The following is a 23,129-nucleotide window of genomic DNA, read 5'->3' on the forward strand; positions in this document are numbered from 1 at the left end:
CTCACCCGAGCCGGGCGGCGACTTCCTCACGCAGCTGCGGCAGCTTCGCGTAGAGCTTGTCGCCCGGGCATTCGGTGTTGTAGTAGTCGCGGTGGCCCTTGATCTCCTCGACGGGAATGCCGTACTGCTCGCACACATACGCGATGAACACGACCAGCGAGTCCCACTGCGCCTGCGGCGGCTCGACGGACGTGTACGTGCCTTCGTTCTCGATGCCGATCGCGTTGTCGTTCTGGCCCGGGCAGTGCGCGGCGCGGACGATCCGGTTGCCGTCGCGCAGCGCGTCGAGGCTGCCGTGGCGGCCCTCCATGCGGTAGCCGCCGCGGGAGACGGTGAAGTGCTGGCCGGTGTCGGACCAGCCGTTGTTGTCGATGTGGTCGGCCTGATCGTCGCGCGCGACCTGGAACGCGTGGGACAGCGAATAGTCCGTGCTGTTGGGACACGCGATGTGGTGCACGAGCACCCGGTCGGCCGGATGGTCGAGCGTCGTCAACGGATCGGCGGGCGGCCGCGCGCCCCACTCGGCGCAGCTGTAGATGCGGGGCTCGGTTGCCGCTTGGGCCCGCGCTCCGGGCAGCAGCAGCCCGGCCGCGGTCGCGGCGGTGAGACCGGCGGCGCCACGGAGGAACGAGCGCCGGGGAAGGTGGGTGAATTCCATGCCCGCGAGGGTGGGCGCGGGGCGTACATGATCTATACAAATGGCCACCAGAACCACGACCGCCGGCGCACCACGGACTCCCGCGGCCCGTCTGTCGGCGCCGGTCACTGTGACCCCGTGGCCACCAGCCTCGCCGTGATCGGTTCGAGGGCGGTGATCAGCTCGTCGAGCTCGGCGGGAGACAGCGCGTCGTACGGCGGGGCGGCGAGCTCGTCCGTGAGCGTTTCGATGCGCTGCTTGGTCTCCCGGCCGGCGTCGGTGAAGTGGCCGTCGGCGTCGACGAGGCCGCGGGAGCGCAGGCCGGCCATGACCGCGGCGAGCCGGGACGGAGGGAGGTGCTGGACGCGGCCGAAGGACTCCGGGGGGTGGATGCCCATGTCGATTGCGGAAAGTACGTGGGCTTCCGTGCCGTCGATGTCCGCGGCGAGGAGGGCGGCGATGTGGCCGTCGGCGCGGTGTTCGCGGAGCATCGTCGCCGAGTGCCACAAGCGGGCGACGGGGTCGGTGGGCACCGGGAGGGTGCGCATCCCGGCGAACATCATCCGGCCCCTGGTGGGCGCGCGCGTGGCGGCCTGTGTGGTCAGGTCGGCGGGCGCACCAGGCCCGGGGAGCCGGCCAGCTCGGCACCGAGGATCCGGCGCAGGGAGGCGGCGCTGCCGCGTTCCCGGGCGGCGACGGAGGACTCGGGCGGGATCGTCTCCCACGCGCTCGGGATGTGCCGCGCGACCTCACCCTCGGCGAAGTTGTAGAAAGCCGCGTCCACGACCTGAGCCGGCACCCGCCCCAACGGCGCGGCACGGCTGACGAAATAGCCGTCCCAGTAGGTGCGGTGCCCGAGCGCCGCCAGCTCCTCGTTGCACTCGTCCGACAAGAACGTGACCAGGCAGATCGGCTCCAGGAGCTCGAACATGCGACGCGCCGTGCGGCTCATGGCCCGCATCCTGCCAGCGATCACGGCCCCGCGGAGTAGAACGCAGGAGTCAGGCCCGGGCCGGAGCCCGGCGCACACCTTCCGCGAGCTCCTCCGCCAGCTTCCGCACCCCGTCCACACTGCCCTCGGCCGCGGCCGTGACCAGGGCCGACCCGACGATCACCGCGTCGGCGAAGCCGGCCACCTGGGCCGCCTGGTCGCCGGAGCGGACGCCGAGGCCGACGCCGATCGGGAGGTGCGTGTGGGCCCGCGTGCGGCGGACCAGGTCTTCCGCGTGCACGCCCACCGCGTCGCGGGCGCCCGTGACACCCATCACGGCCGTGGCGTAGACGAAGCCGGACGACGCGGCGGTGGTCAGCGCCAGGCGCTCCTCCGACGACGACGGCGCCACCAGGAAGATCCGGTCCAGACCGTGGGCCTCGGACGCGGCCGTCCACTCGGCGGCCTCGTCGGGGATCAGGTCCGGCGTGATCATGCCCAGTCCACCGGCCGACGCGAGGTCGCGCGCGAAGCGGTCCACCCCGTAGCGGTGCACGGGGTTCCAGTACGTCATCACCACGGCCTTGCCGCCGCGCGCCGACACCGACTCGACGACCTCGAAGAGCCGCTTGAGCTTGAACCCACCGGCCAGCGCCGACTCGGCGGCGGCCTGGATCGTGGGCCCGTCCATCACCGGGTCGGAGTACGGCACGCCGATCTCGAGCAGGTCCGCGCCGCCGTCGATCGTGGCGGCCAGGAGGTCCTTCGAGCCGTCGACCGACGGGAATCCGGCGGGCAGGTAGCCGACCAGCGCGGCCCGGCCTTCCGCCCGCGTCGCCGCGAACACGTCGTCGAGCGCGCTCACTGGTCCTCCCCGTCCACGAGGCCGAACCACTTGGCCGCGGTGTCCATGTCCTTGTCGCCGCGCCCCGAGAGGTTCACGACGATGAGCCCCTCGGGCCCGAGCTCACGGCCGAGCACCAGGGCGCCGGCCAGCGCGTGGGCCGACTCGATCGCCGGGATGATGCCTTCGGTGCGCGAGAGCAGCCGGAACGCGTCCATGGCCTCGGCGTCGGTGACCGGGCGGTACTCGGCGCGGCCGGAGTCCTTGAGCCACGCGTGTTCCGGGCCGACGCCCGGGTAGTCGAGCCCCGCCGAGATGGAGTGCGACTCCACCGTCTGGCCGTCCTCGTCCTGCAGCAGGTACGACATCGCGCCGTGCAGGTTGCCCGGGCTGCCCTTGGTGAGCGTGGCGCCGTGCCGGTCGCCGTCGAGGCCCTCGCCGCCCGGCTCCAGGCCGACCAGCCGCACCGACGGATCGTCGTAGAAGCCGGAGAAGATGCCGATGGCGTTGGACCCTCCGCCGACGCACGCGGCGACGACGTCGGGCAGCCGGCCGGCCTGCTCCAGGATCTGCTCGCGCGCTTCCTCGCCGATGACCTTGTGGAAGTTGCGCACCATCATCGGGAACGGGTACGGGCCTGCGGCGGTGCCGAACAGGTAGTGCGTGGTGTCGGAGTTGGTCACCCAGTCGCGCAAGGCCTCGTTGATCGCGTCCTTGAGCGTGCGGGAACCGGTCTTGACCGGCACGACCTCGGCGCCGAGCAGCTTCATGCGCGCGACGTTGAGCGCCTGGCGCTCGGTGTCGACCTCGCCCATGTAGACCAGGCACTCCAGGTCGAGCAGCGCGCACGCGGTGGCCGTGGCCACACCGTGCTGGCCCGCGCCGGTCTCCGCGATCACGCGCTTCTTGCCCATGCGCTTGGTGAGCAGCGCCTGGCCGAGCACGTTGTTGATCTTGTGCGAGCCGGTGTGGTTGAGGTCCTCGCGCTTGAGGAACACCCGCGCGCCCCCGGCGTGCTCGCCGAAGCGCTTGGCCTCGGTGAGCAGCGACGGGCGGCCCGCGTAGTCCTTGAGCAGGCGACGCAGCTCACCGGTGAAATCCGGGTCGCGGCGCGCCTTGTCGTACTCAGCCGCGACCTCGTCGACGACGCCGATCAGCGCTTCCGGCATGAACCGCCCGCCGTACGGGCCGTAGTAGCCGCGCTCGTCCGGGTCGTGCTTGCTGTGCTCCTCGGTCACCGCGCCGGCCTCGGGCAGGCGGGGTGCGAACCGGCGGTGACGAGCTTCACCAGCGCGCCCTTCGGGTCGCCGGAGGCCACCAGGCCCTCGCCGACCAGCACGGCGTCGGCGCCTTGGCCGGCGTAGGACATCAGGTCCCCGGGGCCGCGGACGCCGGACTCGGCGACCTTGAACACCTCGAACGGCAGCCCCGGGGCGAGGCGGGAGAACACGTCCCGGTCGACTTCCAGCGTGTGCAAGTTGCGGGCGTTGACGCCGATCACCTGGGCACCGGCCTCGAGGGCGCGGTCGGCCTCTTCGGCGTTGTGGATCTCCACGAGCGCGGTCATGCCGAGCGACTCGACGCGGTCGAGCAGCGCGGCCAGTGCGTTCTGCTCCAGCGCGGCGACGATCAGCAGCACCATGTCCGCGCCGTGCAGGCGAGCCTCGTGGACCTGGTACGGGCTGACGACGAAGTCCTTGCGCAGCACCGGAACGTCGACCGCCGCGCGCACTGCGTCGAGGTCGGCGAGCGAACCGCCGAAGCGGCGCTGCTCGGTGAGCACGCTGATCACGCGCGCACCGCCGTCCTCGTAGTCCTTGGCCAGGGAAGCGGGGTCGGCGATCGGGGCGAGGTCGCCCTTGGAGGGGCTGCGCCGCTTCACCTCGGCGATCACGCCGATACCCGACTCACGCAGGGCGGCCATCACGTCCCGGGGCGCCGGGGTCTTGGCCGCGCGGGCCTTCAGCTCGTCGAAGGGCAGGGCGGACTCGCGCACGGCGAGGTCCTCCCGGACACCGGCGACGATGTCTTCGAGCACGCTCACCGGGCGCACCCGCCCCTCGGCGAAATCATCGATCCTGTCGCAAGTTCGCTCACAAAAACCTTCCCCTTCCCGCCGAAACGATGCTAACCCCCGCTCGAAGACCGGCCCGTTCCGGGTGCACGCCTTGCTCCGAATGCGCTTCGGTATCCGGCGCTCACCTGCCCGCGGTGGGGTCCTCACCCTCGGAAAGCGCCTCCCACAGCTCGATGTCCGGATCGCGCTTGGCGCGCTGGGCGCCCGGCGCCGCGTACCGGGTGCCGAGCCGCCGCGCGGTGCCCGCACCCTTGATGGCGACCAACCCCGCGACGACGAGGAGAATTCCGCCCAGCACGGCCAGCCCGCGCCCGAGCAGCAGCTCGGTGACCGGCAGTCCGGGCACCCAGCCGCTGAACTTGACGCCGTTCACGCCGGTCCAGACGCCCGCGACACCCGCGAGCGCCAGCACGACGCCCAGGATCCGGCGCGCCCAGCCGCCGGTGGCGATCACGCCCGCGACGCCGGCCAGCGCCAGCAACGCCAGTGGCACGAGCGCCGTGGCGCGCTGCTCGCCGTCCTCGGTGTAGAGCTGCGTGCCGAGCACGCCGCCGTCGCGGAACTCGGCGAACCACGCGAGCTTGGACGCGCCCCACAGCGCGAGCGCACCCAGCAGCAGGCCGACGACGATCATCCACAGTGGACGGCGCGAGGGCTTGGCCTCGGTCTGTACCTGCTGCGGGCCGGCTGGTTCCGGTTCTCCCTGCTCAGACACCGGCGGAGTCCTCGGCCGGTTCGAGCTCGCCCGCGGGAACCATGGTCTGGGCCGCCGCGACGGCCGAGAGCACCGTGCGCGCCTTGTTGAGCGACTCGGTGTCCTCGTAGTCGGCCACGGAGTCGGCGACCACGCCGCCACCGGCCTGGACGTAGGCGACGCCGTCGCGCATCAGGGCGGTGCGGATGGCGATGGCCGTGTCGGCGTCGCCCGCGAAGTCGAGGTAGCCGACCACCCCGCCGTACAGGGCGCGGCGCACGGGCTCGAGCTCTTCGATCAGCTGCATCGCGCGCACCTTGGGCGCACCCGAGAGCGTGCCGGCCGGGAAGCAGGCGGTGACGGCGTCGAACGCCGTCTTGCCCTCGGCCAGCTCGCCGGTGACGGTGGAGACGATGTGCATCACGTGGCTGTAGCGCTCGATCTGGAAGAAGTCGACCACGTGCACGCTGCCGGGGCGGCAGACCTTGCCGAGGTCGTTGCGGCCCAGGTCGACGAGCATGAGGTGCTCGGCGCGTTCCTTCTCGTCGGCCAGCAGGTCCTTGGCCAGCTGCGCGTCCTCCTCCGGGTCGGCGCCGCGCCAGCGCGTGCCCGCGATGGGGTGCGTGGTCGCACGCCCGTCGCGCACGGTGACCAGCGACTCAGGGCTGGAGCCGACGATGTCGAAGCCCTCCAGCCGCAGGAGGTACATGTACGGGCTCGGGTTGGAGGTGCGCAGCACGCGGTACACGTCGAGCGCGTCGGCGCCGGTCTCGATCTCGAACCGTTGCGAGGGCACGACTTGGAACGCTTCGCCGGCCTTGATCGCTTCCACGGCCTTGTCGACCGCGGCGTGGAAGTCCGCCTTCGTGCGGCGGCGCTTGAACTCCGGCGCCGGCCGGTCGAACGTCGCGACGGTCGGCGGCGCGGGCACGCGCAGCTGCTCGGTCATCGCCGACAGGCGCTCCAGCGCGCTGTCGTAGGCCGCGTCCACGCGCTCGGGCGAGTCGTCCCAGTTGACCGCGTTGGCGATCAGCGTGACGGTGCCCTCGTGGTGGTCGAACGCCGCGAGGTCGGTGGCCAGGAGCATGGTCAGCTCAGGGATGTCGAGGTCGCGCTCGGCCAGCTCGGGCAGCTTCTCCAGCCAGCGCACGGCGTCGTAGCCGATGTAACCCACCATGCCGCCGGTCAGCGGGGGCAGGCCGGGCAGCGGCTCGGTGTGCAGCGCCTCGACGGTCGCGCGCAGCACCTGCAGCGGGTCGCCCTCGGTGGGCAGGCCGACGGGCGGCGTGCCGGTCCACACGGCCTTGCCGTCGCGCACGGTCAGCGCGGCCGGGCTGCGCACGCCCACGAACGACCAGCGCGACCAGGACTTGCCGTTCTCCGCCGACTCGAACAGGAACGTGCCGGGCCGGTCGGCGCCGAGCTTGCGGTAGATCCCGAGCGGGGTCTCCCCGTCGGCGAGGACCTTGCGCACCACGGGGATCACGCGGCGGCCTTCGGCGAGAGCGCGGAACTCGGCGCGCGAGGGGCTGACCGGGCCGGGCCCGGTGGATTTGCCGGCTGCTGAGCTGACCATGCGCCCCATTGTGCCGCGCGGGCCTCGGCGGACCTTGGGCGGCCCTTGAATTCAGCACCTGTTGAATTCAAGGGGGCGACGAGTCATAGTGGACCCGTGAGCACCGAAGACACTACCTCCCGCAGGCGCGGCCGCCGGCCCGCCGGACAGGACACCCGGACGGCGCTGATCGAGGCCGCACGCGCGGTGTTCGCGGAGCACGGCTACGAACGCGCCACCGTGCGCGCGATCGCCGCGCGCGCCGGCGTCGACGCGGCCATGGTCAACCACTGGTTCGGCGGTAAGGAAGGCCTGTTCGCCCAGGCCGTGCTCGAGCTGCCGTTCTCCCCGCTCGAACTGCTCGCGACCCTGCGCGACGGCCCCGACGACAAGCTGGGCGAACGGATCGTCCGCGTCTTCGTCACCCGCTGGGACGGCGCCGGCGGCGACACGTTCCAGGCGCTCATCCGCAGCGTCGCGGGCCACGAGCTGGCCGCGACCGTGCTGCGGGATTTCTTCTCGCGGTTCTTCGCCGAGGTGATCGGCGACATCGGCTCCGACCAGCCCGGGCTGCGGACCACGCTGTGCGCCTCGCAGGTCGTGGGGCTGGGCATGGTCCGCTACATCGCCCGCTTCGAGCCGATCGCGTCGGCCGAGGTGGAAACCCTCGTCACGGCGATCGCGCCGAACCTGCAGCGGTATCTGACGGGGGATCTGGGGCTTTAGGTCCGGCGGGTGCTGATCGTCTGCATCGAGACCGCCTCCGCCCCGGCACGATCAGCACCGCCCGTCGCGGCCCGCCGCTCACCGGCCGGCCGGCCAGGTCCAGCCCAGCTGCGGGCGGACCGGGATCGGGCAGGGACGGGCTCTGCGCGGCCCCCGGGCGAGCACGAGGACCGTGGCCGAGCCTGCGCCGCCGATCCATGCTCGCGTCGGTTCGGGGCCCTGCAGAAAGGTGTAGCGGCCGGGCAGCATCGAGAGGGTCCGGACCCTCAGCCGCCCCGCGTCGTCGACCTTGAGAGCCAGCGCCTGGTGCGCCGCTTCGGGCGTCGCGTCGGTCACCGTGACGGGCACCCAGCTCGACCGCCGGGCCGCACGCCACCGGCGGAGCCAGCGCACCGCGAACACCGTGCCCCAGGGGAAGAAGACCAGCGCCACGAGCGCCGGGGAGACCAGGCCCCACTTCCAGGCGTCGCTGCGGTTGCGCTCTTCGGCCGTGCGCACGTGCTGCGGATCGACCGGGTCGTAGTAGACCCACACGAGATCCCCCACGTGGTAGGCCAGCCCGGAGTCCCGGTTGACGACGGTTTCCCGGGGCGTGACACCCACGGTGTAGTCCACGGTGATGGTCGGCGTCCCTCGGCGCGGGTCCGCGACGCCGACCACCCGGCCGACCGCGCGCATCCCGCTCACGAGCAGCGTGTCCGCGGAAGCGTCCAGGGCGATCATGCCGCCCACCGTCGAAGCCAGGACGAGGAGCCAGAAGAAGGCGGCTGCGACGGATCGGCACGATCGCCTGCGCAGCACGCGGTTCCAGGCTGTCTCGTCCGCTTCGGGGCTCATCGGCCGGCCGGCCATCGTGATCCGCTCGGGACGCGCAGGGGGATCACGTAGGGCCCCTTCGCGTGGTGTGGCAGCGCAAGGGTGAAGCGGCGGCCTTCGCCGGAGACCCACGCTTCGACCGGCCCGTTGCGAAGGAAGGAGTAGCGCCCGCGCAGCGCCGCCACGGTGCGGGCGGCGAGCCGCCGGCCATCGGGGAAGTCGAGGCGCAGGAGCTGGTAGCCACCCGAGGAGTCGAAAACGACGGCGGTGACGGGTTCCCAGCCCGACTTGCGGGCGCATCGGCGCCGGCGGGCCCAGCCCAGCGTGTACGCGATCAGCCACGGGAAGACGAGCAAGGCCACGAGCATCGGGATCACGGCGAAAGCCATCCCCGCGTTGGTGACGTTCTCCTCGTCGTCGGTCCGCACGCGCTGCGGATCGGCCGGGTCGTAGTAGACCTGGACGCGCTCGTTCTCGACGTAGTCGTCGTCCGAGTCGCGGTTGATCACCGCTTGTGCGAGGACGTCGCCGACGGGGTAGTCCACCGTGACGGTCGGCGCGCCCCGCGCCGGGGTGTACACGGCGACCACGCGCCCCTCGACCTTCGTGCCGTGGTCGAGCAGCCAGGTGGACCTGTTGTGCAGCAAGGAAATCACGGTGACCGCCACCGGGATGATCAGGAACCACGCCGTCGCCGCGGCGGCCGCGCGCCAGAACCGCTTGCGCAGCGCGCGATCCCACCCCGTGGGGTCGGCGGGTCCCCGTTCGGCGCGTTGCCGGCGGGTTTGGTGGCGATGCCGTTTGGCGCGCGGCCGTCTCGCGGGCTGGTCTTCGGCGACCATCGTGCTGTCCCCCTGGGGTTTTCCGTGGCTGGAGTTTGAGGCGGCGAAGCGGGATCGCGAAACGGGCCCGTGCCTCGCGGGATCACCAGGACCAGGCGCCGGCCTTCGCCGGCGACCCAGCCTCGGGAGGGTTTTCCTTCGAGGTATGGGCAACACCGGCGGGTGACCGTGCTGGTGCCGGTCGCCGTGCGCTCCCGGCCGGCGAGCAGCAGCGACCCGTCGCTGAACGCGGTGACCTCGACCGGCTCCCAGGCGGAGCGGCGGGCGGCCCGGTGGCGCAGTGCCAGGAGCACGGGAAACACCACCGCCCACGGGAGGCAGCACAGCGAGCAGAGGGTCACGCCGCGCAGCAGCGCGAGCGCGAAACCGTCGTTGCGGTCGCCGTCGGTCCGGGCACGCCCGGGGTCGGCCGGGTCGTAGTACGCCGTCAGGACTTCGCCGACGAAGTACCGCGTGTCGGAGTCGTGGTCGATCGTCGCCTGCCGGGCCGTCCCCCAGCCGAGGTAGTCCACCGCGAGGTACGGGGATCCGCGCAGCGGGTGGTCGTCGACCGCGGTCACCCGCGCGGGCACGGCCACCCACTGTCCGAGAAGCGCGTCGGACAACGCATCCACCAGCTGCGCCCGACAGGCCCCACCGCCGCCGAGCGCCCACAGCATCGCGGCTGCCACCTCGCGCCGGATCCGCAGGCGTACCGCGCGGTTCAACGCGGCCGGGTCCGGTCCCCCGGTCATCGGCTCAGTCCCCGGCGTGGCGGCAGGATCGGGGACCAGCCGGGGCTGCGGCCGAGGGGGATGGCATAGAGGCGGTTGCCGCGCGGGGCCACGAGGAGCAGGCGGGCGCCTTCGCCGGCTACCCAGGCGGGGACGGGCCGCTTGGCCAAGTACTCGTAACGACCGCGCAGCAGCGTGACGACGCGGGCCCACGTCCGTTCGCGGCCGCCGTGGTTCAGGACGTACCTGCCATCGCGCAGGGACGTGACCTTGACCGGTCGCCACCCGGAGCGGCGCGCGAGCCGCCGGCGCCGGTCCAGGACGACCGGGTACGCCACGGCCCACGAGAGCGCGCCCGCCTCGAGAACGACCACGACGACCGAGCCCAAGGCCCAGGAGTCGTCGCCGTTGGGCTCTTCCGTGGTGCGCACGTGCGCCGGATCGGCCGGGTCGTAGTACACCGTCAGGACTTCGCCGACGAAGTACCGGTTACCGGAGTCGAGGTCGATCCTGCCTTCGACGCCCGGTGCCAGGTAGTCCACGACGAGATAGGGCCCGGTTTTCCCGTCCTCCACGGCGACCACTCGCGCGGGCGCCTTCACCCCGTCCGTGAGCAGGCGGTCCGCCCGGTCGAAGAGCACGGACGAACCGACGATCGTCGCGGCCACCACGAGGACCCACAGCGCGGCCGCGCCGAGGGCGTGCCAGATCCGCGAGCGCACGGCCCGGTCCAAGATCACCGGGTCCGGCTTCGGCAGCCGCCCGGTGCGGGCTAGGAGAGGTTCGTCGTCTTCTTGGCGCGGGGTTTCGCCCGCGCCGGTCGTCCCCAGATCCATCAGGAGAGCCTACGACCGGGAAATCTCGTTCCACCAGCGAAAAAGCTGCGATTCAGAACACCGGCTGGGAAGGCAACCGAGAGGGCCCGTCGAGCGTGCTGACGGTCCCCTCGGCAGTCACCCGCCGCGGCGGGGATCGAACGCGCGCAAGGCCACCACGCGGTTCCCGCCGCGGCGGGAACCGCGGGGCAGCACCAGAACGAACCGGAGGCCCGACCCCGCGACCCTCGCGCCGGCCCGGCGGCTCCCCTCACGAGGCACGCGCGTCAGCGACGTCGTGCGGGCGACGACCTGCCGGCCGCCGACGGTGAAGCGGACGACCTGCGCGTGGTCGGCGCGATCGTGGGCCTGGATGCGGACTGGCCGCCAACCCGTGCGGCGGGCGAGCCGGCGGCGACGCGCCCAGCCCACGGCGAGGGTGATCGTCAACGGCAGGAGAATCGCCACGAAGATCAGCGGGACCGAGAACACCGCCATCCACCCGTCGCCGACGTTCTGTTCGTCTTCGGTGCGCACACGGGCCGGGTCGGCGGGGTCGTAGAACACCGAGATCGGTTCGCCCACTTCGTATTCGCGGTCGGAGTCGCGGTTGATCTCGGCCTGTTCGGGGACGCCGGCGGCGGTGTAGGAGACCGTGATGGTGGGCGTGCCGTCGCCGTCCCGGGGCGTGTGGACCGCCACGACCTTTCCGGTGGCCTCGTCGCCGTGGTCGAGGAGCCAGTCGGCGCGCAGGTCCTGCCACCCGATGCCCAGTGCCGACGCCGGCACGACCAGCGCGCACAGCACGACCCAGCCGACGGCCCGCCAGAACTGCCGGCGCAGCGCGCGGTCCTCGGACGCGGAGTCCGCGGCCGCAGGAAGCGGTTCGCCGGCGTTTTCGTTGGTCTTCCCCAGGGCCACGGCCAGAGCGTACGACAGCGGCGCGTGGTTCAGGCGAGCGTCCGCTTCGAGGTGGACGTCAGGCGAAACGGGATCGCGTACGGCTCGCCGTCGCGGGGGCCGACGGGCAGGACCACGGCGAGCGTGCGGCCGGAACCGGAGACCCACACCTCTCGCCGGCCACGGTGGCGGAGGAACGCGTACCGGCCGGGCAGGACGGAGGTGGTCTTCGCCTCGATGGTGACGCCGCCGGGGAGGACGAACTCCAGTGTGTGGAACACCTCCGGGGCGTCGGGGCGCAGTCTCAGGGGCAGGACGATCGCCGTGGCGGGGTGCCAGGGCGAGCCTCGGCGGCGGGCCCAGCCCACCACGTGGGCGACCTCGATCGGGATCGCGGCCAGGCTCGTGAGACGAGGAGGAGGGACGGCGCCATCACCCCGAGGCTCAGGTTCACGTCGTCGTGCAGGCGCGCGGTGTGCGGGTCGGCGGGGTCGTAGAACACCGGCACGGTCTCCCCCGCGACGTACCGGTGGTCGGAGATGTGGTCGATCACCGCGCGCAGGCTCACCCCGGTGACCACGTAGTCGACGATCACGACCTCTTCGCTCACGGCCGTCACCTCGCCGTGCGCGCGGGCGCCGCGGGTCAGGAGCGCTTCGGTGGCGAAGCCCGTCAGCAGGACACCGGCGCCTCCGGTGAGCAGCACGACCAGCCGCGCCACGGCGGTCCACACGGCACGCCGGAACCGGCGGTGGACCGCCCCGTCCCACTTCCGCTGCCGCTCCGCAAGCCGCTTGGCCCGCCTGTGCTCGCGGCTGTTGCGAGGCCGCGCCGGCCCGCTCATCGGCGTCGCCCCGGCCCGGCCGAGGCGGACCACGGCGTTGTCCCGGTCCACCGGAAGAGACTGGTCGTCGTCACCGCCGGAGCGTTCGCTCCGGCCGGTCCTCCCCAGGTCCATCAGAGAGGGTACGACCGGGAAATCGCGCTCCACCAGGGGAAAAGCTGGGATCGAAAACACCGCCGACGAAGGCGACCGAACGGGACCGTCCGGCGTTTCGACTCACCCGCGCGCGACCACGGCCGGCACGGCGTACGGCGCTTCGCCGCGGCCGTGGCGGAAGAGGATCACCGACGCGGACCCGGCGCCGCCCAGCCAGGCGGGGCGGTCGGTGTAGGTGCGCAGGAAGCGGGCGCCGTGGGTCGACGGCACGGCGCGCAGGCGGACGACCTCGCCGGAGAGCAGGCGCACGTGCACGTACGGCGGGTTCACGGTGCGGCCGGTGGGGGGCGCGAGGACGACGGTGGCCGTGCCCTCCTGCCAGCCCGTGCGGCGCACGGCGCGGGAGCGGCGGGACCAGCCGACGGCGCCCGCCACGGCGACCAGGGAGCACAGCAGGACCAGGCCGACGCCGATCCAGGCGAAGCCAAGGCCGTTCTCGCTCAGGCCGTCCTCGGCGGTCGTGCGGACGCGCGCCGGGTCGGCCGGGTCGAAGACCACCGTCACACGCTCGCCCGGGGTGTAGGCGGCCGTGGAGCTGCGGTCGACGCGTTCGGTCAGCGTGCGGCCGTCGGCACGGAAGGACACGTCGATCCAGCGCGTGCCCTTCGGCGGAGTGGCGACGGAAACGACCGTCCCCGGCACGCGTGTGCCGGTCGCCAGCAGGGTGTCCGCCGAATGGAGAGCGCCCAGCACCGCGACCAGTCCGCCCGAAAAAACCAGGCACCACAGCGCCGCGAGCGCCCACGCCCGCGAGGCGATGGCGCGCAGCCGCCGCGTCTCGCGGGCCGGATCGGCACTCAGCGCGCCAGCAGCACGAACACCAGCGCGAGCACGCCCGGCAGCACCTGCACCAGCAGGATCCGCTTCGAGGCCGTCGCGGCGCCGTACAGGCCGGCGACGATCACGCAGGCCAGGCCGTAGAGCTTGAACTGGAAGCCCGTCGGGTCGGTCGCGATGAGGCCCCAGATCAGGGCCGCCGCGAGGAAACCGTTGTAGAGCCCCTGGTTCGCGGCGAGCGCCTTGCTCTCCTGCGCGAACGCCTCGGTGGTGCCGAACGCCGCGCGGGCACGCGGGGTCGTCCAGAGGAACATTTCGAGCACCACGATGTAAACGTGGATGAGGGCGACCAGCCCCACCAGCACGTTCGCAACAACCGTCACGGGGTGTTCTCACTCTCGTCGGCGAGGAGCAGGCGCTCCGCGGAGTCGAAACAGGTGTGGGTGTCCGTGTGGCAGGCCGGGCCGGTCTGGTCCACACGCAGGAGCACTGTGTCACCGTCGCAGTCGATCCGCACTTCGCGGACGTGCTGGACGTGGCCCGAGGTCTCGCCCTTGACCCACAGCTCCTGGCGGCTGCGGGACCAGTAGGTCGCGCGCCGGGTCGTGAGGGTGGACTCCAGGGCCTCGTCGTTCATCCAGGCCATCATCAGCACGTCGGACGTCGAGTGCTCCACGACGACGGCCGCGATCAGGCCGTCGGCGTTGCGCTTGAGCCGCTGGGACAGGTCTGCGTCGAGGCTCATCGGACGACGACCCCGCCTTCACGCAGGGCGCCCTTGACGTCGCCGATCTTCAGCTGTCCGAAGTGGAACACGCTCGCCGCGAGCACCGCGTCGGCGCCCGCCTCCACGGCCGGCAGGAAGTGGTCGACGGCACCCGCGCCACCGCTGGCGATCACCGGCACGCGCACCGCGCGGCGGACCATCTCGATCAGCGACAGGTCGAAGCCGGACTTGGTGCCGTCGGCGTCCATCGAGTTGAGCAGGATCTCGCCGACGCCCAGCTCCTCGCCGCGCGCGGCCCACTCGACCGCGTCGATGCCGGTGCCGCGGCGCCCGCCGTGGGTGGTCACCTCGAAGCCCGACGCCGTCGGCTCGCCGCCCTCGGGCACGCGCCGCGCGTCGACCGACAGCACGATGCACTGGGCCCCGAACCGGCGCGACGCCTCGCGCAGCAGCTCCGGACGCGCGATCGCGGCCGTGTTGATGCTCACCTTGTCCGCGCCCGTGCGCAGCAGGCGGTTCACGTCGTCGTTGGAGCGCACGCCGCCGCCCACGGTCAGCGGGATGAAGACCTGCTCGGCCGTGCGGCGGACCACGTCGAAGGTGGTCTCGCGGTTGCCCGACGACGCGGTGACGTCGAGGAAAGTCAGCTCGTCGGCGCCTTCGTGGTCGTACAGCCGGGCCAGCTCCACCGGGTCGCCGGCGTCACGCAGATCGGCGAAGTTGACGCCCTTCACCACGCGGCCCGCGTCGACGTCCAGACACGGGATCACCCTCACCGCCACAGCCATGCCACCAGGGTAGCCGTCCACCTGCGACGGTCCGCCCGCCCGGTCGGAGCACGGGCGGTCAGAGGACGGGCGGAGTCCAGTCCCACAAGAGCGCGGCCCGGCGCCGGATCACCGACGCCGGCATCAACGGCACGGTCACCGCCAGCAGCGCGTGCAGCCACCACGCCGGCGACGTGTCGGCCACCGCCTTGCCGCGCGCCTGCTTCGTGACGTACGCCGCACGTGGGCGGCGCGCGGCGTCGTAGGCGGCGAGCGCCTCGGGCACGGGGTGGTCCCGCAGCGAGGCGGCGAGGACCACGGCGTCCTCGATCGCCTGGCAGGCGCCCTGGCCGAGGTCCGGCGGCACGGCGTGAGCCGCGTCACCAAGCAGTGCGACGCGCCCGCTCGTGAACGCGGGCAGCGGGTCGAGGTCGAGGATGTCGTTGTGCAGCACGGCGTCCGGCCGCGTCGCTGCCACGAGCTCGCGGGCCTCGGCAGGCCAGTCCGCGACGCGGCGGGTCACCTCGGCGTGTTCGCTCGGGTGGCGCACGCCGGGCGTGGACTCGGCGGCGCCGAGGGCCCAGCAGGCCCGGTCACCCGGCAGCGGGTGGATCATGAAGTACGCGCCGCGGCCCATCGTGAAGCTGCCGCGCACCGGCGGCGCCGCACCGGGTTCGGTGACGCCGCGCCAGGCCGTGTAGCGGAACCCGGGCCCGGGCGCGGCGGGGAACAGCCGGCGGCGCAATCCACTGTGGACACCGTCGGCCGCCACGATCACGTCTGAGTCCACTTCGGACTGGTCGGTCACCTCGGTTCCCGTGCGCACCAGGGTTTCCGGCAGCTCCGCCAGCAAAGCCGAATGCAGCTCCGCACGGTGGAACGCGGCGAGCGGCTCGTCCCGGCCCGCGCGGAACCGGCACAGGAAGCGGCCCGACGACGTCCGAAGTGTCCCCGTGACCTCCGACGGCGCCGAGTGCTTCCGCACCCGCTCCCCGATCCCCAGCGCGTCGAGCGCCCGCAGCGCGTTGGGCGCCAGGGAAAGCCCCGCCCCGATCTCCCGCAACTCGGGCGCGCGCTCCAGCACCGTGACCTCGTGACCCGTGCGGCGCAGCGCGATCGCGGCCGTCAGCCCGCCGATCCCGCCACCCACCACCACGGCCTTCACTTCGGCTCACCCGCGTCCGCGAACGCCTCGGCCAGCCACGCGAACGCCGCGTCGGCACTGCGCACCCGGGCCGCCCGGCCGCCGTCGCGTTCGAGCAGCTCGATGCCGGCGTTCGTGATGTCTCGGAACGAGCCCAGCGTGGCGATGCGGCGGCGGATCACGCGCTGCCACGCGTCGTCGTCCACGCGGTAGTAGGCGGTGCGCTCACCGCGGCCGAGCCGTTTGCCGACGAGCCCGGCGTCGAGCAGCAGCCGCAGGTTCGTGGTGAGCGACGCGCGGCTCGCGGCCACCGCCTCGGCCAGCTGCGCCGCCGACTGCTCCGGCGGGTCGCACGCCATCAGCCAGCCGAGCACGCGCCCGGCGATCGGCGGCAGGCCGTACTCCTGCGTGAGGAAGCCCGCGACCCGCTCGACCCACTCGAGCACCTCGTCGTCCATGATGGTCAGCATAGGCTAGTCACTACTGAAATTCGATCGGAATGCATCAGAACGGGCCCCTCGCGCGTCTGAAGGAGCGTGACCACCAGCTTCGACGAGTTCGTCGCGGAGCGCCTCGACGGGCTCCTGCGCTACGCGACCGTCCTCACCGACGATCCGCACCTGGCGCAGGACATCGTGCAGGACGTGCTGCTGCGGGCCCAGCAGCGCTGGACGAAGATCGACTCGCCGCCCACGTACGTGCGCCGGATGGTCACCAACGAGTACCTGTCCTGGCGGCGCCGCGCGGTCCGGCGCGTGGTGCCGTCGAGCCACGAGGTACTCGACGCGATCAGCCCGCCGGCGGCCGACCCGTCGGTGGCCTACGACGAGCGCGACGAGATGCTGGCCCGCCTCGCGACGCTGCCGCGCAAGCAGCGCGCGGCGCTGGTGCTGCGCTACTACGAGAACTACTCCGACGAGGAGATCGGCGACGTCCTCAGATGCGCCACCTCCACCGTGCGGAGCCAGATCTCGCGCGCGCTCGCGACCCTGCGCGCCACGGCGTACCCCTTGCCCACCACCTTGACCACCGGAGCCGGAGAATGAGCCAGCCCGCCCGCGACACCGAGACGCTGCTGCGCGACAGCCTCGAACGGCTTGCCGAACGCGCTCCCGACGGCCACGAAGTCCGCAACGCCCTGGTCCGCGCCCGCCAGTCGCGGCGGCGCCGGCCGCGGCTGGCGCTGGTGGCGGTGGCCGCCGCGGTGGTGGCGGTGACCGTCGGGGTGTCGGTGGTGGCCACCTGGCCCTCGCGGGTGCCGCCTGCCGCGGGTGAACCGGTGCTGGGGTACACGCCGGGGTGGCTGCCCGACGGGTTCACCGAGCAGTACCGCTCGGCCGGGCCGGGCACGACGCCGCAGGTGCGCCGCTGGTTCGCCGGGCCGAGCCGGATCGAGCTGTCGGCGTTCTCGACGAAGGATCCCGAGTGGTCCGCGACGGCGCTGCGCATCGCCGCGGTGCGTGACCAGGTGCTGGTGCACGGGCGGGTCGCGATGCTGACCGGGTCCACGACGTCGGCGGTGCTGACGTGGTCGCCCGACGAGACCCATGTGCTGCGGGCCGAGGTCGATGCGGTGCCGTCGGCTCGGGCCGTGGCGCAGCGGATCGCGGAGGATGTCTCGGAGAGCCGGCCGATCCCGGTTCGCGGGGAGGCGCGGTTCGGGCCGCTGCCGGCCGGGCTTCGGGAGACGGCGACGACGGTCAGCGGGATGAGCGCCGCGGAAGCGACGACGACGTTGGCGGCCGGGCCGGTGCAGGCCACGGTGGGCGCGGCCTCGCCTGGTCTCGGTGGATCGGTGCCGGTCACGGTGCGCGGCGTCCCGGGCGCGGCCGTGGCGGACCTGGTGACGGTGCGGCTGGCGTCGGGTCGTTGGCTCACGGTTTCGGGGAAGGTGCCGCGGGCGGAGTTGGTGGCCGTCGCCGGTGCGGTGGTGCTGGACCCCGCCCCGGATTACGGCTGGCTGGGGTCTTGACCGCGGCTAGGGTTGGTCCATGTCTACGGAGCTGAGCCTGTTTGCCGGTGAGAAGTACGTCGTTCTCACCACGTTTCGCCGGGATGGGCGGGCTGTGCCTACCGCTGTCTGGTTCGGGATCGATGGTGACGAGTTGCTGGTGTACTCGGAACGCAAGGCGGGCAAGGTGAAGCGGATCCGCAACGGTGGGCGCGTCGAGATCCAGGCGAGTGACGTTCGCGGTCGTACGCATGGGCCCGTGACCACCGGGACCGCGCGGTTGTTGGACGATGCCGGGACTGAGCGGGTGCGGAAGGCGATCCGCCGCCATTATCCGTTGGTGGGGCCGGTGTCGATGTTTTTCAGCAAGCTTCGTGGCGGGCCCCAACGCACGATCGGGATCGCGGTGAAGCTGGACGAAGGCTGAGCGGTCCCGGTCACCCGGCGACGCCCAGCCCCTCGGCCAGCTTCGCCGGGTCGTGCCCCGGATCCACGCCCTCGACCAGCACCACGTCACCCACCAGGTGGTCGGTGCGCAGCGGCAGGATCTCGCGATATTCGGGCGAGTCGTACCAGCCCCGGGCCCGGCCCAGGTCCGGGAAGCTGATCACGACGATCGGACCCGGCCACACTCCCTCGACGACCTGTGCTTGTGCGCCGTGCACCAGGAAGCGGCCGCCGAATGGTTCCAAAGTGGACCGGATGCGGCGGAGGTACTCGCTTACCTCGGGGTGGATCACACCAGGCTGGCGAAGGTGGGCGATGGCGTAGGCGGTCATTTTGGTCTCCTCGGTCGGATCGGTTGCGTGTTGAGAACTGATCCTGTCGAGGAGGGGTAAGCATGTCGATTACGCGAGGGGTAGTGGCCGGGGTGCGGGGAGGGGTGGGGAGAGTTTGGGTTGGGTTGCCGGGTGGGGGTTGGGTGGAGGCAAGAGCACGTGCGGGTTGGTGGCGCGCTCGGGTTGTGCGGGCGACCGACGGTTAAGTGGCGGCAAGAGCTCGCGCGGGCCCGTGGTGAGCGGGGGTTGCGCGAGCGACCAACCGTTGAGTGGGGCAAGAACGCGCGCAGGTTGGTGATGCGCTCGGGTTGTGCGGGCGACCGACGGTGAAGTGGGAACAAGAACGCGCACAGGCCCGTGGCGCGCGGGAGTTACGCAAGCGGCCGGCGGTGAAGTGGGGACAAAAGCGGCCCGATGGGGCGTCGGTGCGTGAGCGCAACGGACGCCGCAGTGGGGTGGGGAGGTGCTGAGTGAGTGGGCGTGGAGGGGCGGCTAGCGGACGGCGGCCAGGGCTTCCGGCAGGGTGAAGGCGCCGGCGTACAAGGCCTTGCCGACGATGGCGCCTTCGATGCCGTCGCAGGAGAGGCCGGCGAGTGCTTTCAGGTCGTCCACACTGGACACGCCGCCGGAGGCGATCACGGGGGCGTCGGTGCGGGCGGCGACTTCGCGGAGGAGGTCGAGGTTCGGGCCCTTGAGGGTGCCGTCCTTGCTGACGTCGGTCACGACGTAGCGGGCCGCGCCGTCGCGGTCGAGGCGTTCCAGGACTTCCCAGAGGTCGCCGCCGTCGGAGGTCCAGCCGCGCGAGGACAGGCGGTGGCCGGCGTCGGTGATCCGCACGTCGAGGCCGATGGCGACGCGGTCGCCGTAGGTGGTGACGACCTTGGCGGTCCAGGAGGGGTCCTCCAGGGCCGCGGTGCCCAGGTTCACGCGCCGCGCGCCGGTGGCCAGGGCGGCTTCCAGGGAGGCGTCGTCGCGGATGCCGCCGGAGAGCTCCACCTGCACGTCGAGGCGGCCGATCACCTCGGCCAGCAGCTCGCGGTTCGAGCCCTTGCCGAAGGCCGCGTCGAGGTCGACGAGGTGGATCCACTCGGCGCCGTCGCGCTGCCAGGCGAGCGCGGCGTCGAGCGGGCTGCCGTAGGACGTCTCGGTGCCGGCCTCGCCCTGGACGAGTCGGACGGCCTGGCCATCGGCCACATCAACTGCGGGAAAGAGCGTGAAGGTCACCGCGACAGCGTAAAGGCGCCGGTCACGGTGCCCGACCACCGGGCCGACCTACCGCACCGAACCAGGCCGGACTAGAGAGTGGCCAGCCAGTTGCGCAGCAGCTTCGCGCCCGCGTCGCCCGACTTCTCGGGGTGGAACTGCGTGGCCCACAGCGGGCCGTTCTCCACCGCCGCCACGAAGTCCTCGCCGTGGTTGGCCCAGGTCACCTTCGGCTGCCGCCCGGCGAGGCCGGACTCCAGCTCCCACTCGCGCGCCGCGTAGGAGTGCACGAAGTAGAAGCGTTCGTCCGGGTCGATGCCGGCGAACAGCTGCGAGTCCTCGGGCGCGCGGACGGTGTTCCAGCCCATGTGCGGAAGCACGTCTGCGTGCAGGCGCTCGACGGTGCCGGGCCACTCCCCCGTGCCCTCGGTCTCCTCGCCGTGCTCGACGCCGCGGCTGAAGAGGATCTGCATGCCCACGCAGATGCCGAGCACGGGACGGCCGCCGGCGAGGCGCTTGCCGATGATGCGGTGCCCGTGCACGTCGAGCAGCCCCGCCATGCAGGCGGAGAAGGCTCCCACCCCGGGCACGACCAGCCCGTCGGCCTCGAGCGCGGCATGCGGGTCGGCGGTGACCTCCACCTCGGCGCCCGCGCGCGCGACGGCGCGTTCGGCTGAGCGGAGGTTGCCGGAACCGTAGTCGAGGATCACCACACGAGACACACGTCAAGCGTAGTCCCGGGGCGCGAGCACGCGTCAGCCGCGGCGGAAGGAGTAGACGTCCGTCACGGTGTTGCAGGGCGCGGGCGGCACGACCTCCACGCGCAGGGTGCCCGTCGGCGCGTCGTAGTCCACGCCTTCCGGGGTGAACGCGCCGGCGCAGGTGCTCGACAGCGGGAGCTGCCCGAGCTCCTTCACGTGCGCCCGCACGTCGTGGCCGGTGAGCGCGTGGGGCAGGTCGACCTGCAGGAGCTGGTAGCTCGTGGGGTAGAGGTCGTTGTTGGAGTCCGACGTCGCGCACAGCAGACGTGTCGTCGAGACGAAGTCGCAGCCCTGGGCGGCGCGGATCGTGTGGTCGAGGTGGATCCGCGCCGCGAGTGGCAGGTCGCCGGCCACGCGCGGGGCGCGGCGGTTGAGGAACGGCGTCGGCGAGACGAACAGCTCCGTCGCGTCACCGAGCGCGCCCGAGACGAGCCATTGGCCGTCGGGACTCACGGCGACCTGGGCGTTCGCGTTGGGCGCGGGTTCGTCGGCCGCCAGCGGGTGCACGAACTCCGTGGTCTGCCCGGCCGGCGAGGTGACCAGGTACATCTTCGACACCGGCGGGTTGGTGACGGTGTCCTGGTAGACGTCGAAGGTGTAGCCGCGCAGGGAGTCGGGGTCGCCGACGTGGCCCCAGCCCTCGTCCTTGAGCGGCTGCGGGATCGTGGTGCCGTTGCGGTACACGGTCTGCGGCGCGTGGCCCGGCAGCCGCAGTGTGGTGATGCCTTCGCCGCTGATCGAGTTGGCGACCGAGGTCTTGCCCACCTGGTGCCAGCCGCCGAGGGAGGCGGCGGGGCTCGCCGTGGCGACGGAAGCGCAGCCCAGCAGGGCCGCGGTGGAGAGTACGAGGGCTTTCGCCGCCGACGTCGACAGACGCATGGTTCGCTCCTTCGCGAACGTGACCTTGGCGGCGGCCCGCGAATTTTTGCACGCGACCCCGTTTCACCGGAGGCTCCGCTGGGTATTCACCCGTTCGGCTGAGGCGCCGCCGGCGCCCCCGGACGAGGGAAGAGGAAGACATGTCCGAGTCGGACCTCCTCTGCCAGATGTTCGAAGCGTGGCGGGACGACATCAACAGCGTGCCGTTTCCGCAGTTCACGACGCTGGTGATCCCTCCGCAACCGTCCCGCGCGCAGGTCGACGCATGTCGTTCTCGTGACGCTCGCAAAGAGAACGTGATGAATCCCACGCGCTGGCACCGGGGTCATCTGTGATTTCCTGCTGGCACCGCGTCGACGCGAGCCAGTAGGAGCAGCCGATGAGCAAGAACCCGGACCCACACGACTTCCTCGATCTCGACGCGGGCCTGGCCGAGGAGGATCGGGCCATCCGGGACGCGGTCCGCGACTACGCCCGCGACCAGCTCCTCGACCACGTAGCCGACTGGTACGAGTCGGGCTCGCTGCCCGCGCGCGACCTGGCCAAGGGCTTCGGGCAGCTCGGCCTGCTGGGCATGCACCTGGAGGGCTACGGCTGCGCCGGCACGAGCGCGGTGGCCTACGGCATCGCCTGCCGCGAGCTGGAGGCCGTCGACTCCGGCCTGCGCAGCTTCGTCTCCGTGCAGGGCTCGCTCGCGATGTTCGCCATCCACCGCTGGGGCAGCGAGGAACACCGGCAGGAGTGGCTGCCGAAGATGGCCGCGGGCGAGGCGCTGGGCTGCTTCGGCCTCACCGAGCCCGACGCCGGCAGCGACCCGGGCAGTATGCGCACCCGCGCGGTGCGCGACGGCTCCGACTGGGTGCTCACCGGCACGAAGATGTGGATCACCAACGGCACCGTCGCCGACGTAGCCGTGGTCTGGGCGCAGACCGACGAGGGCATCCGCGGCTTCGTGGTGCCGACGTCGACGCCGGGCTTCACCGCCAACGAGGTGAAGCACAAGCTGTCGCTGCGCGCGTCGCTCACGGCCGAGCTCGTGCTCGACGGCGTGCGGCTGCCGGAATCCGCGGCGTTCCCGGAGGTGCGCGGCCTGCGTGGCCCCCTGTCCTGCCTCAACGAAGCGCGCTACGGCATCCTGTTCGGCGTCGTCGGCGCGGCCCGCGCGTGCTACGAAACGGCGCTGGACTACACGCTCTCGCGCGAGCAGTTCGGCAAGCCGCTGGCGAGCTTCCAGCTCACGCAGCGCAAGCTGGCCGACCTGCTGGTCGAGGTCAACCGCTCGGGGCTCGTCGCGTTGCAGATCGGCCGGCTCAAGGACGCCGGCGAGCTGCACCACAACCACGTGAGTTTCGGCAAGCTCGCCAACGTCCGCTCGGCGCTCGACGTCGCCCGCACCGCCCGGTCGATGCTGGGCGCCAACGGGATTTCGCTGGAGTACCCGGTGATGCGGCACATGGCGAACCTCGAGACGGTGCTGACGTACGAGGGCACCGAGGAGATGCACGCGCTGTCGCTGGGCCAGGCGGTGACGGGCATCGCGGCGTTCCGCTGACCGTCCGAAGCGGACGGGTCGCCGGGACCCCCAGCCCCG

At 72.2% G+C, this 23,129-nt stretch carries 31 protein-coding genes; 6 read left to right on the forward strand and 25 right to left on the reverse strand.

What is annotated here, in order from left to right; translation table 11 throughout:
* Position 1 precedes the first annotated feature (1 nt).
* The 8 genes from AB0K15_RS29300 to AB0K15_RS29335 form a co-directional block, all read right to left on the reverse strand.
* Entirely contained in the window at positions 2-658 is a 657-nt protein-coding gene (locus tag AB0K15_RS29300; RefSeq protein ID WP_364057320.1) for a peptidoglycan recognition family protein, read from the reverse strand.
* Between the two features lie 104 nt (positions 659-762).
* Positions 763-1,185, reverse strand: a complete 423-nt coding sequence (locus tag AB0K15_RS29305; RefSeq protein WP_364057323.1) for a hypothetical protein — start codon at positions 1,183-1,185, stop codon at positions 763-765.
* 53 nt (positions 1,186-1,238) lie between these two features.
* The gene (locus tag AB0K15_RS29310) at positions 1,239-1,589 is read right to left on the reverse strand and encodes a hypothetical protein (protein ID WP_364057326.1); all 351 of its coding nucleotides are present in this window, start codon (positions 1,587-1,589) and stop codon (positions 1,239-1,241) included.
* 49 nt (positions 1,590-1,638) lie between these two features.
* On the reverse strand, positions 1,639-2,433 hold the full coding sequence (gene trpA / locus AB0K15_RS29315; protein WP_364057329.1) for a tryptophan synthase subunit alpha: 795 nt from the start codon (positions 2,431-2,433) through the stop codon (positions 1,639-1,641).
* The gene (gene trpB, locus AB0K15_RS29320; protein ID WP_364057332.1) at positions 2,430-3,650 is read right to left on the reverse strand and encodes a tryptophan synthase subunit beta; all 1,221 of its coding nucleotides are present in this window, start codon (positions 3,648-3,650) and stop codon (positions 2,430-2,432) included. The genes trpA and trpB overlap by 4 nt, the downstream gene beginning before the upstream one ends.
* Positions 3,647-4,456, reverse strand: coding sequence for an indole-3-glycerol phosphate synthase TrpC (gene trpC / locus AB0K15_RS29325; RefSeq protein WP_364057335.1), 810 nt, complete (start codon positions 4,454-4,456; stop codon positions 3,647-3,649). The genes trpB and trpC overlap by 4 nt, the downstream gene beginning before the upstream one ends.
* A gap of 154 nt (positions 4,457-4,610) precedes the next feature.
* Entirely contained in the window at positions 4,611-5,123 is a 513-nt protein-coding gene (locus tag AB0K15_RS29330; RefSeq protein WP_364057638.1) for a Trp biosynthesis-associated membrane protein, read from the reverse strand.
* Between the two features lie 73 nt (positions 5,124-5,196).
* Entirely contained in the window at positions 5,197-6,759 is a 1,563-nt protein-coding gene (locus AB0K15_RS29335) for an anthranilate synthase component I (protein WP_364057338.1), read from the reverse strand.
* Positions 6,760-6,855: 96 nt separating this feature from the next.
* Between AB0K15_RS29335 and AB0K15_RS29340 the strand changes: the two genes are divergently transcribed.
* Positions 6,856-7,464 (forward strand): TetR family transcriptional regulator, encoded by a 609-nt coding sequence (locus AB0K15_RS29340; RefSeq protein ID WP_364057341.1) that lies wholly within the window; start codon positions 6,856-6,858, stop codon positions 7,462-7,464.
* A 78-nt stretch (positions 7,465-7,542) separates the two neighbouring features.
* On the opposite strand, the gene AB0K15_RS29345 is transcribed toward AB0K15_RS29340, so the two are convergent.
* The 13 genes from AB0K15_RS29345 to AB0K15_RS29405 all read right to left on the reverse strand — a co-directional run bounded on the left by AB0K15_RS29345 (position 7,543) and on the right by AB0K15_RS29405 (position 16,423).
* On the reverse strand, positions 7,543-8,301 hold the full coding sequence (locus AB0K15_RS29345) for a DUF3592 domain-containing protein (protein WP_364057344.1): 759 nt from the start codon (positions 8,299-8,301) through the stop codon (positions 7,543-7,545).
* Entirely contained in the window at positions 8,298-8,927 is a 630-nt protein-coding gene (locus AB0K15_RS29350) for a DUF3592 domain-containing protein (RefSeq protein ID WP_364057347.1), read from the reverse strand. The genes AB0K15_RS29345 and AB0K15_RS29350 overlap by 4 nt, the downstream gene beginning before the upstream one ends.
* 29 nt (positions 8,928-8,956) lie before the next feature.
* On the reverse strand, positions 8,957-9,856 hold the full coding sequence (locus tag AB0K15_RS29355; RefSeq protein ID WP_364057350.1) for a DUF3592 domain-containing protein: 900 nt from the start codon (positions 9,854-9,856) through the stop codon (positions 8,957-8,959).
* Positions 9,853-10,671 carry a DUF3592 domain-containing protein gene (locus AB0K15_RS29360; RefSeq protein ID WP_364057353.1) on the reverse strand — a complete coding sequence of 273 codons (819 nt, stop codon included), beginning with the start codon at positions 10,669-10,671 and terminating at the stop codon, positions 9,853-9,855. The genes AB0K15_RS29355 and AB0K15_RS29360 overlap by 4 nt, the downstream gene beginning before the upstream one ends.
* A 117-nt stretch (positions 10,672-10,788) precedes the next feature.
* The gene (locus AB0K15_RS29365) at positions 10,789-11,571 is read right to left on the reverse strand and encodes a DUF3592 domain-containing protein (RefSeq protein ID WP_364057356.1); all 783 of its coding nucleotides are present in this window, start codon (positions 11,569-11,571) and stop codon (positions 10,789-10,791) included.
* 29 nt (positions 11,572-11,600) lie between these two features.
* Positions 11,601-11,831, reverse strand: a complete 231-nt coding sequence (locus AB0K15_RS29370) for a hypothetical protein (protein ID WP_364057359.1) — start codon at positions 11,829-11,831, stop codon at positions 11,601-11,603.
* Between the two features lie 23 nt (positions 11,832-11,854).
* A complete protein-coding gene (locus tag AB0K15_RS29375; protein ID WP_364057362.1) occupies positions 11,855-12,508 on the reverse strand; it encodes a DUF3592 domain-containing protein in 654 nt (217 codons plus the stop codon).
* A gap of 102 nt (positions 12,509-12,610) precedes the next feature.
* Positions 12,611-13,459, reverse strand: a complete 849-nt coding sequence (locus tag AB0K15_RS29380; protein ID WP_364057640.1) for a DUF3592 domain-containing protein — start codon at positions 13,457-13,459, stop codon at positions 12,611-12,613.
* Entirely contained in the window at positions 13,348-13,710 is a 363-nt protein-coding gene (locus AB0K15_RS29385; protein WP_220238022.1) for a DUF1304 domain-containing protein, read from the reverse strand. Before AB0K15_RS29385 ends, AB0K15_RS29380 begins: the two co-directional genes overlap by 112 nt.
* Complete coding sequence (gene hisI / locus AB0K15_RS29390) at positions 13,707-14,072, reverse strand: phosphoribosyl-AMP cyclohydrolase (protein WP_364057365.1); 366 nt, start codon at positions 14,070-14,072, stop codon at positions 13,707-13,709. The genes AB0K15_RS29385 and hisI overlap by 4 nt, the downstream gene beginning before the upstream one ends.
* Positions 14,069-14,842 carry an imidazole glycerol phosphate synthase subunit HisF gene (gene hisF / locus AB0K15_RS29395; RefSeq protein ID WP_360592030.1) on the reverse strand — a complete coding sequence of 258 codons (774 nt, stop codon included), beginning with the start codon at positions 14,840-14,842 and terminating at the stop codon, positions 14,069-14,071. The genes hisI and hisF overlap by 4 nt, the downstream gene beginning before the upstream one ends.
* 58 nt (positions 14,843-14,900) lie before the next feature.
* Positions 14,901-15,986, reverse strand: coding sequence for an FAD-dependent monooxygenase (locus AB0K15_RS29400; RefSeq protein WP_364057369.1), 1,086 nt, complete (start codon positions 15,984-15,986; stop codon positions 14,901-14,903).
* Entirely contained in the window at positions 15,983-16,423 is a 441-nt protein-coding gene (locus AB0K15_RS29405) for a transcriptional regulator (RefSeq protein ID WP_364057372.1), read from the reverse strand. Before AB0K15_RS29405 ends, AB0K15_RS29400 begins: the two co-directional genes overlap by 4 nt.
* Positions 16,424-16,501: 78 nt before the next feature.
* Here AB0K15_RS29405 and AB0K15_RS29410 point away from each other — a divergent pair, with 78 nt between their 5' ends.
* From AB0K15_RS29410 to AB0K15_RS29420, 3 genes are read left to right on the forward strand one after another with little or no spacing between them, the layout of a single operon-like run.
* Positions 16,502-17,011 carry a SigE family RNA polymerase sigma factor gene (locus tag AB0K15_RS29410; protein WP_364057375.1) on the forward strand — a complete coding sequence of 170 codons (510 nt, stop codon included), beginning with the start codon at positions 16,502-16,504 and terminating at the stop codon, positions 17,009-17,011.
* Positions 17,008-17,937, forward strand: coding sequence for a hypothetical protein (locus tag AB0K15_RS29415; protein WP_364057378.1), 930 nt, complete (start codon positions 17,008-17,010; stop codon positions 17,935-17,937). Before AB0K15_RS29410 ends, AB0K15_RS29415 begins: the two co-directional genes overlap by 4 nt.
* 19 nt (positions 17,938-17,956) lie before the next feature.
* Entirely contained in the window at positions 17,957-18,343 is a 387-nt protein-coding gene (locus tag AB0K15_RS29420) for a PPOX class F420-dependent oxidoreductase (RefSeq protein WP_364057381.1), read from the forward strand.
* A 10-nt stretch (positions 18,344-18,353) separates the two neighbouring features.
* Here the strand turns inward: AB0K15_RS29420 and AB0K15_RS29425 are convergent, their stop codons facing one another.
* The 4 genes from AB0K15_RS29425 to AB0K15_RS29440 all read right to left on the reverse strand — a co-directional run bounded on the left by AB0K15_RS29425 (position 18,354) and on the right by AB0K15_RS29440 (position 21,538).
* Positions 18,354-18,695 carry a DUF1330 domain-containing protein gene (locus AB0K15_RS29425; RefSeq protein ID WP_364057384.1) on the reverse strand — a complete coding sequence of 114 codons (342 nt, stop codon included), beginning with the start codon at positions 18,693-18,695 and terminating at the stop codon, positions 18,354-18,356.
* Between the two features lie 492 nt (positions 18,696-19,187).
* Positions 19,188-19,919: a bifunctional 1-(5-phosphoribosyl)-5-((5-phosphoribosylamino)methylideneamino)imidazole-4-carboxamide isomerase/phosphoribosylanthranilate isomerase PriA gene (gene priA / locus AB0K15_RS29430; RefSeq protein WP_364057387.1), complete on the reverse strand. Its 732-nt coding sequence runs from the start codon at positions 19,917-19,919 to the stop codon at positions 19,188-19,190.
* Positions 19,920-19,990: 71 nt separating this feature from the next.
* Complete coding sequence (hisH, locus tag AB0K15_RS29435) at positions 19,991-20,611, reverse strand: imidazole glycerol phosphate synthase subunit HisH (RefSeq protein ID WP_364057641.1); 621 nt, start codon at positions 20,609-20,611, stop codon at positions 19,991-19,993.
* Positions 20,612-20,653: 42 nt separating this feature from the next.
* Complete coding sequence (locus AB0K15_RS29440; RefSeq protein ID WP_364057390.1) at positions 20,654-21,538, reverse strand: hypothetical protein; 885 nt, start codon at positions 21,536-21,538, stop codon at positions 20,654-20,656.
* Between the two features lie 140 nt (positions 21,539-21,678).
* On the opposite strand from AB0K15_RS29440, the gene AB0K15_RS29445 reads away from it, so the two are divergent.
* Both AB0K15_RS29445 and AB0K15_RS29450 read left to right on the forward strand, forming a co-directional pair.
* The gene (locus tag AB0K15_RS29445; protein ID WP_364057393.1) at positions 21,679-21,873 is read left to right on the forward strand and encodes a hypothetical protein; all 195 of its coding nucleotides are present in this window, start codon (positions 21,679-21,681) and stop codon (positions 21,871-21,873) included.
* Positions 21,874-21,917: 44 nt separating this feature from the next.
* Positions 21,918-23,090, forward strand: coding sequence for an acyl-CoA dehydrogenase family protein (locus tag AB0K15_RS29450; RefSeq protein ID WP_364057396.1), 1,173 nt, complete (start codon positions 21,918-21,920; stop codon positions 23,088-23,090).
* Positions 23,091-23,129 lie beyond the last annotated feature (39 nt).

This window comes from Amycolatopsis sp. NPDC049253, assembly GCF_040678995.1.
In the GTDB taxonomy this organism is placed as follows: Bacteria; Actinomycetota; Actinomycetes; order Mycobacteriales; family Pseudonocardiaceae; genus Amycolatopsis.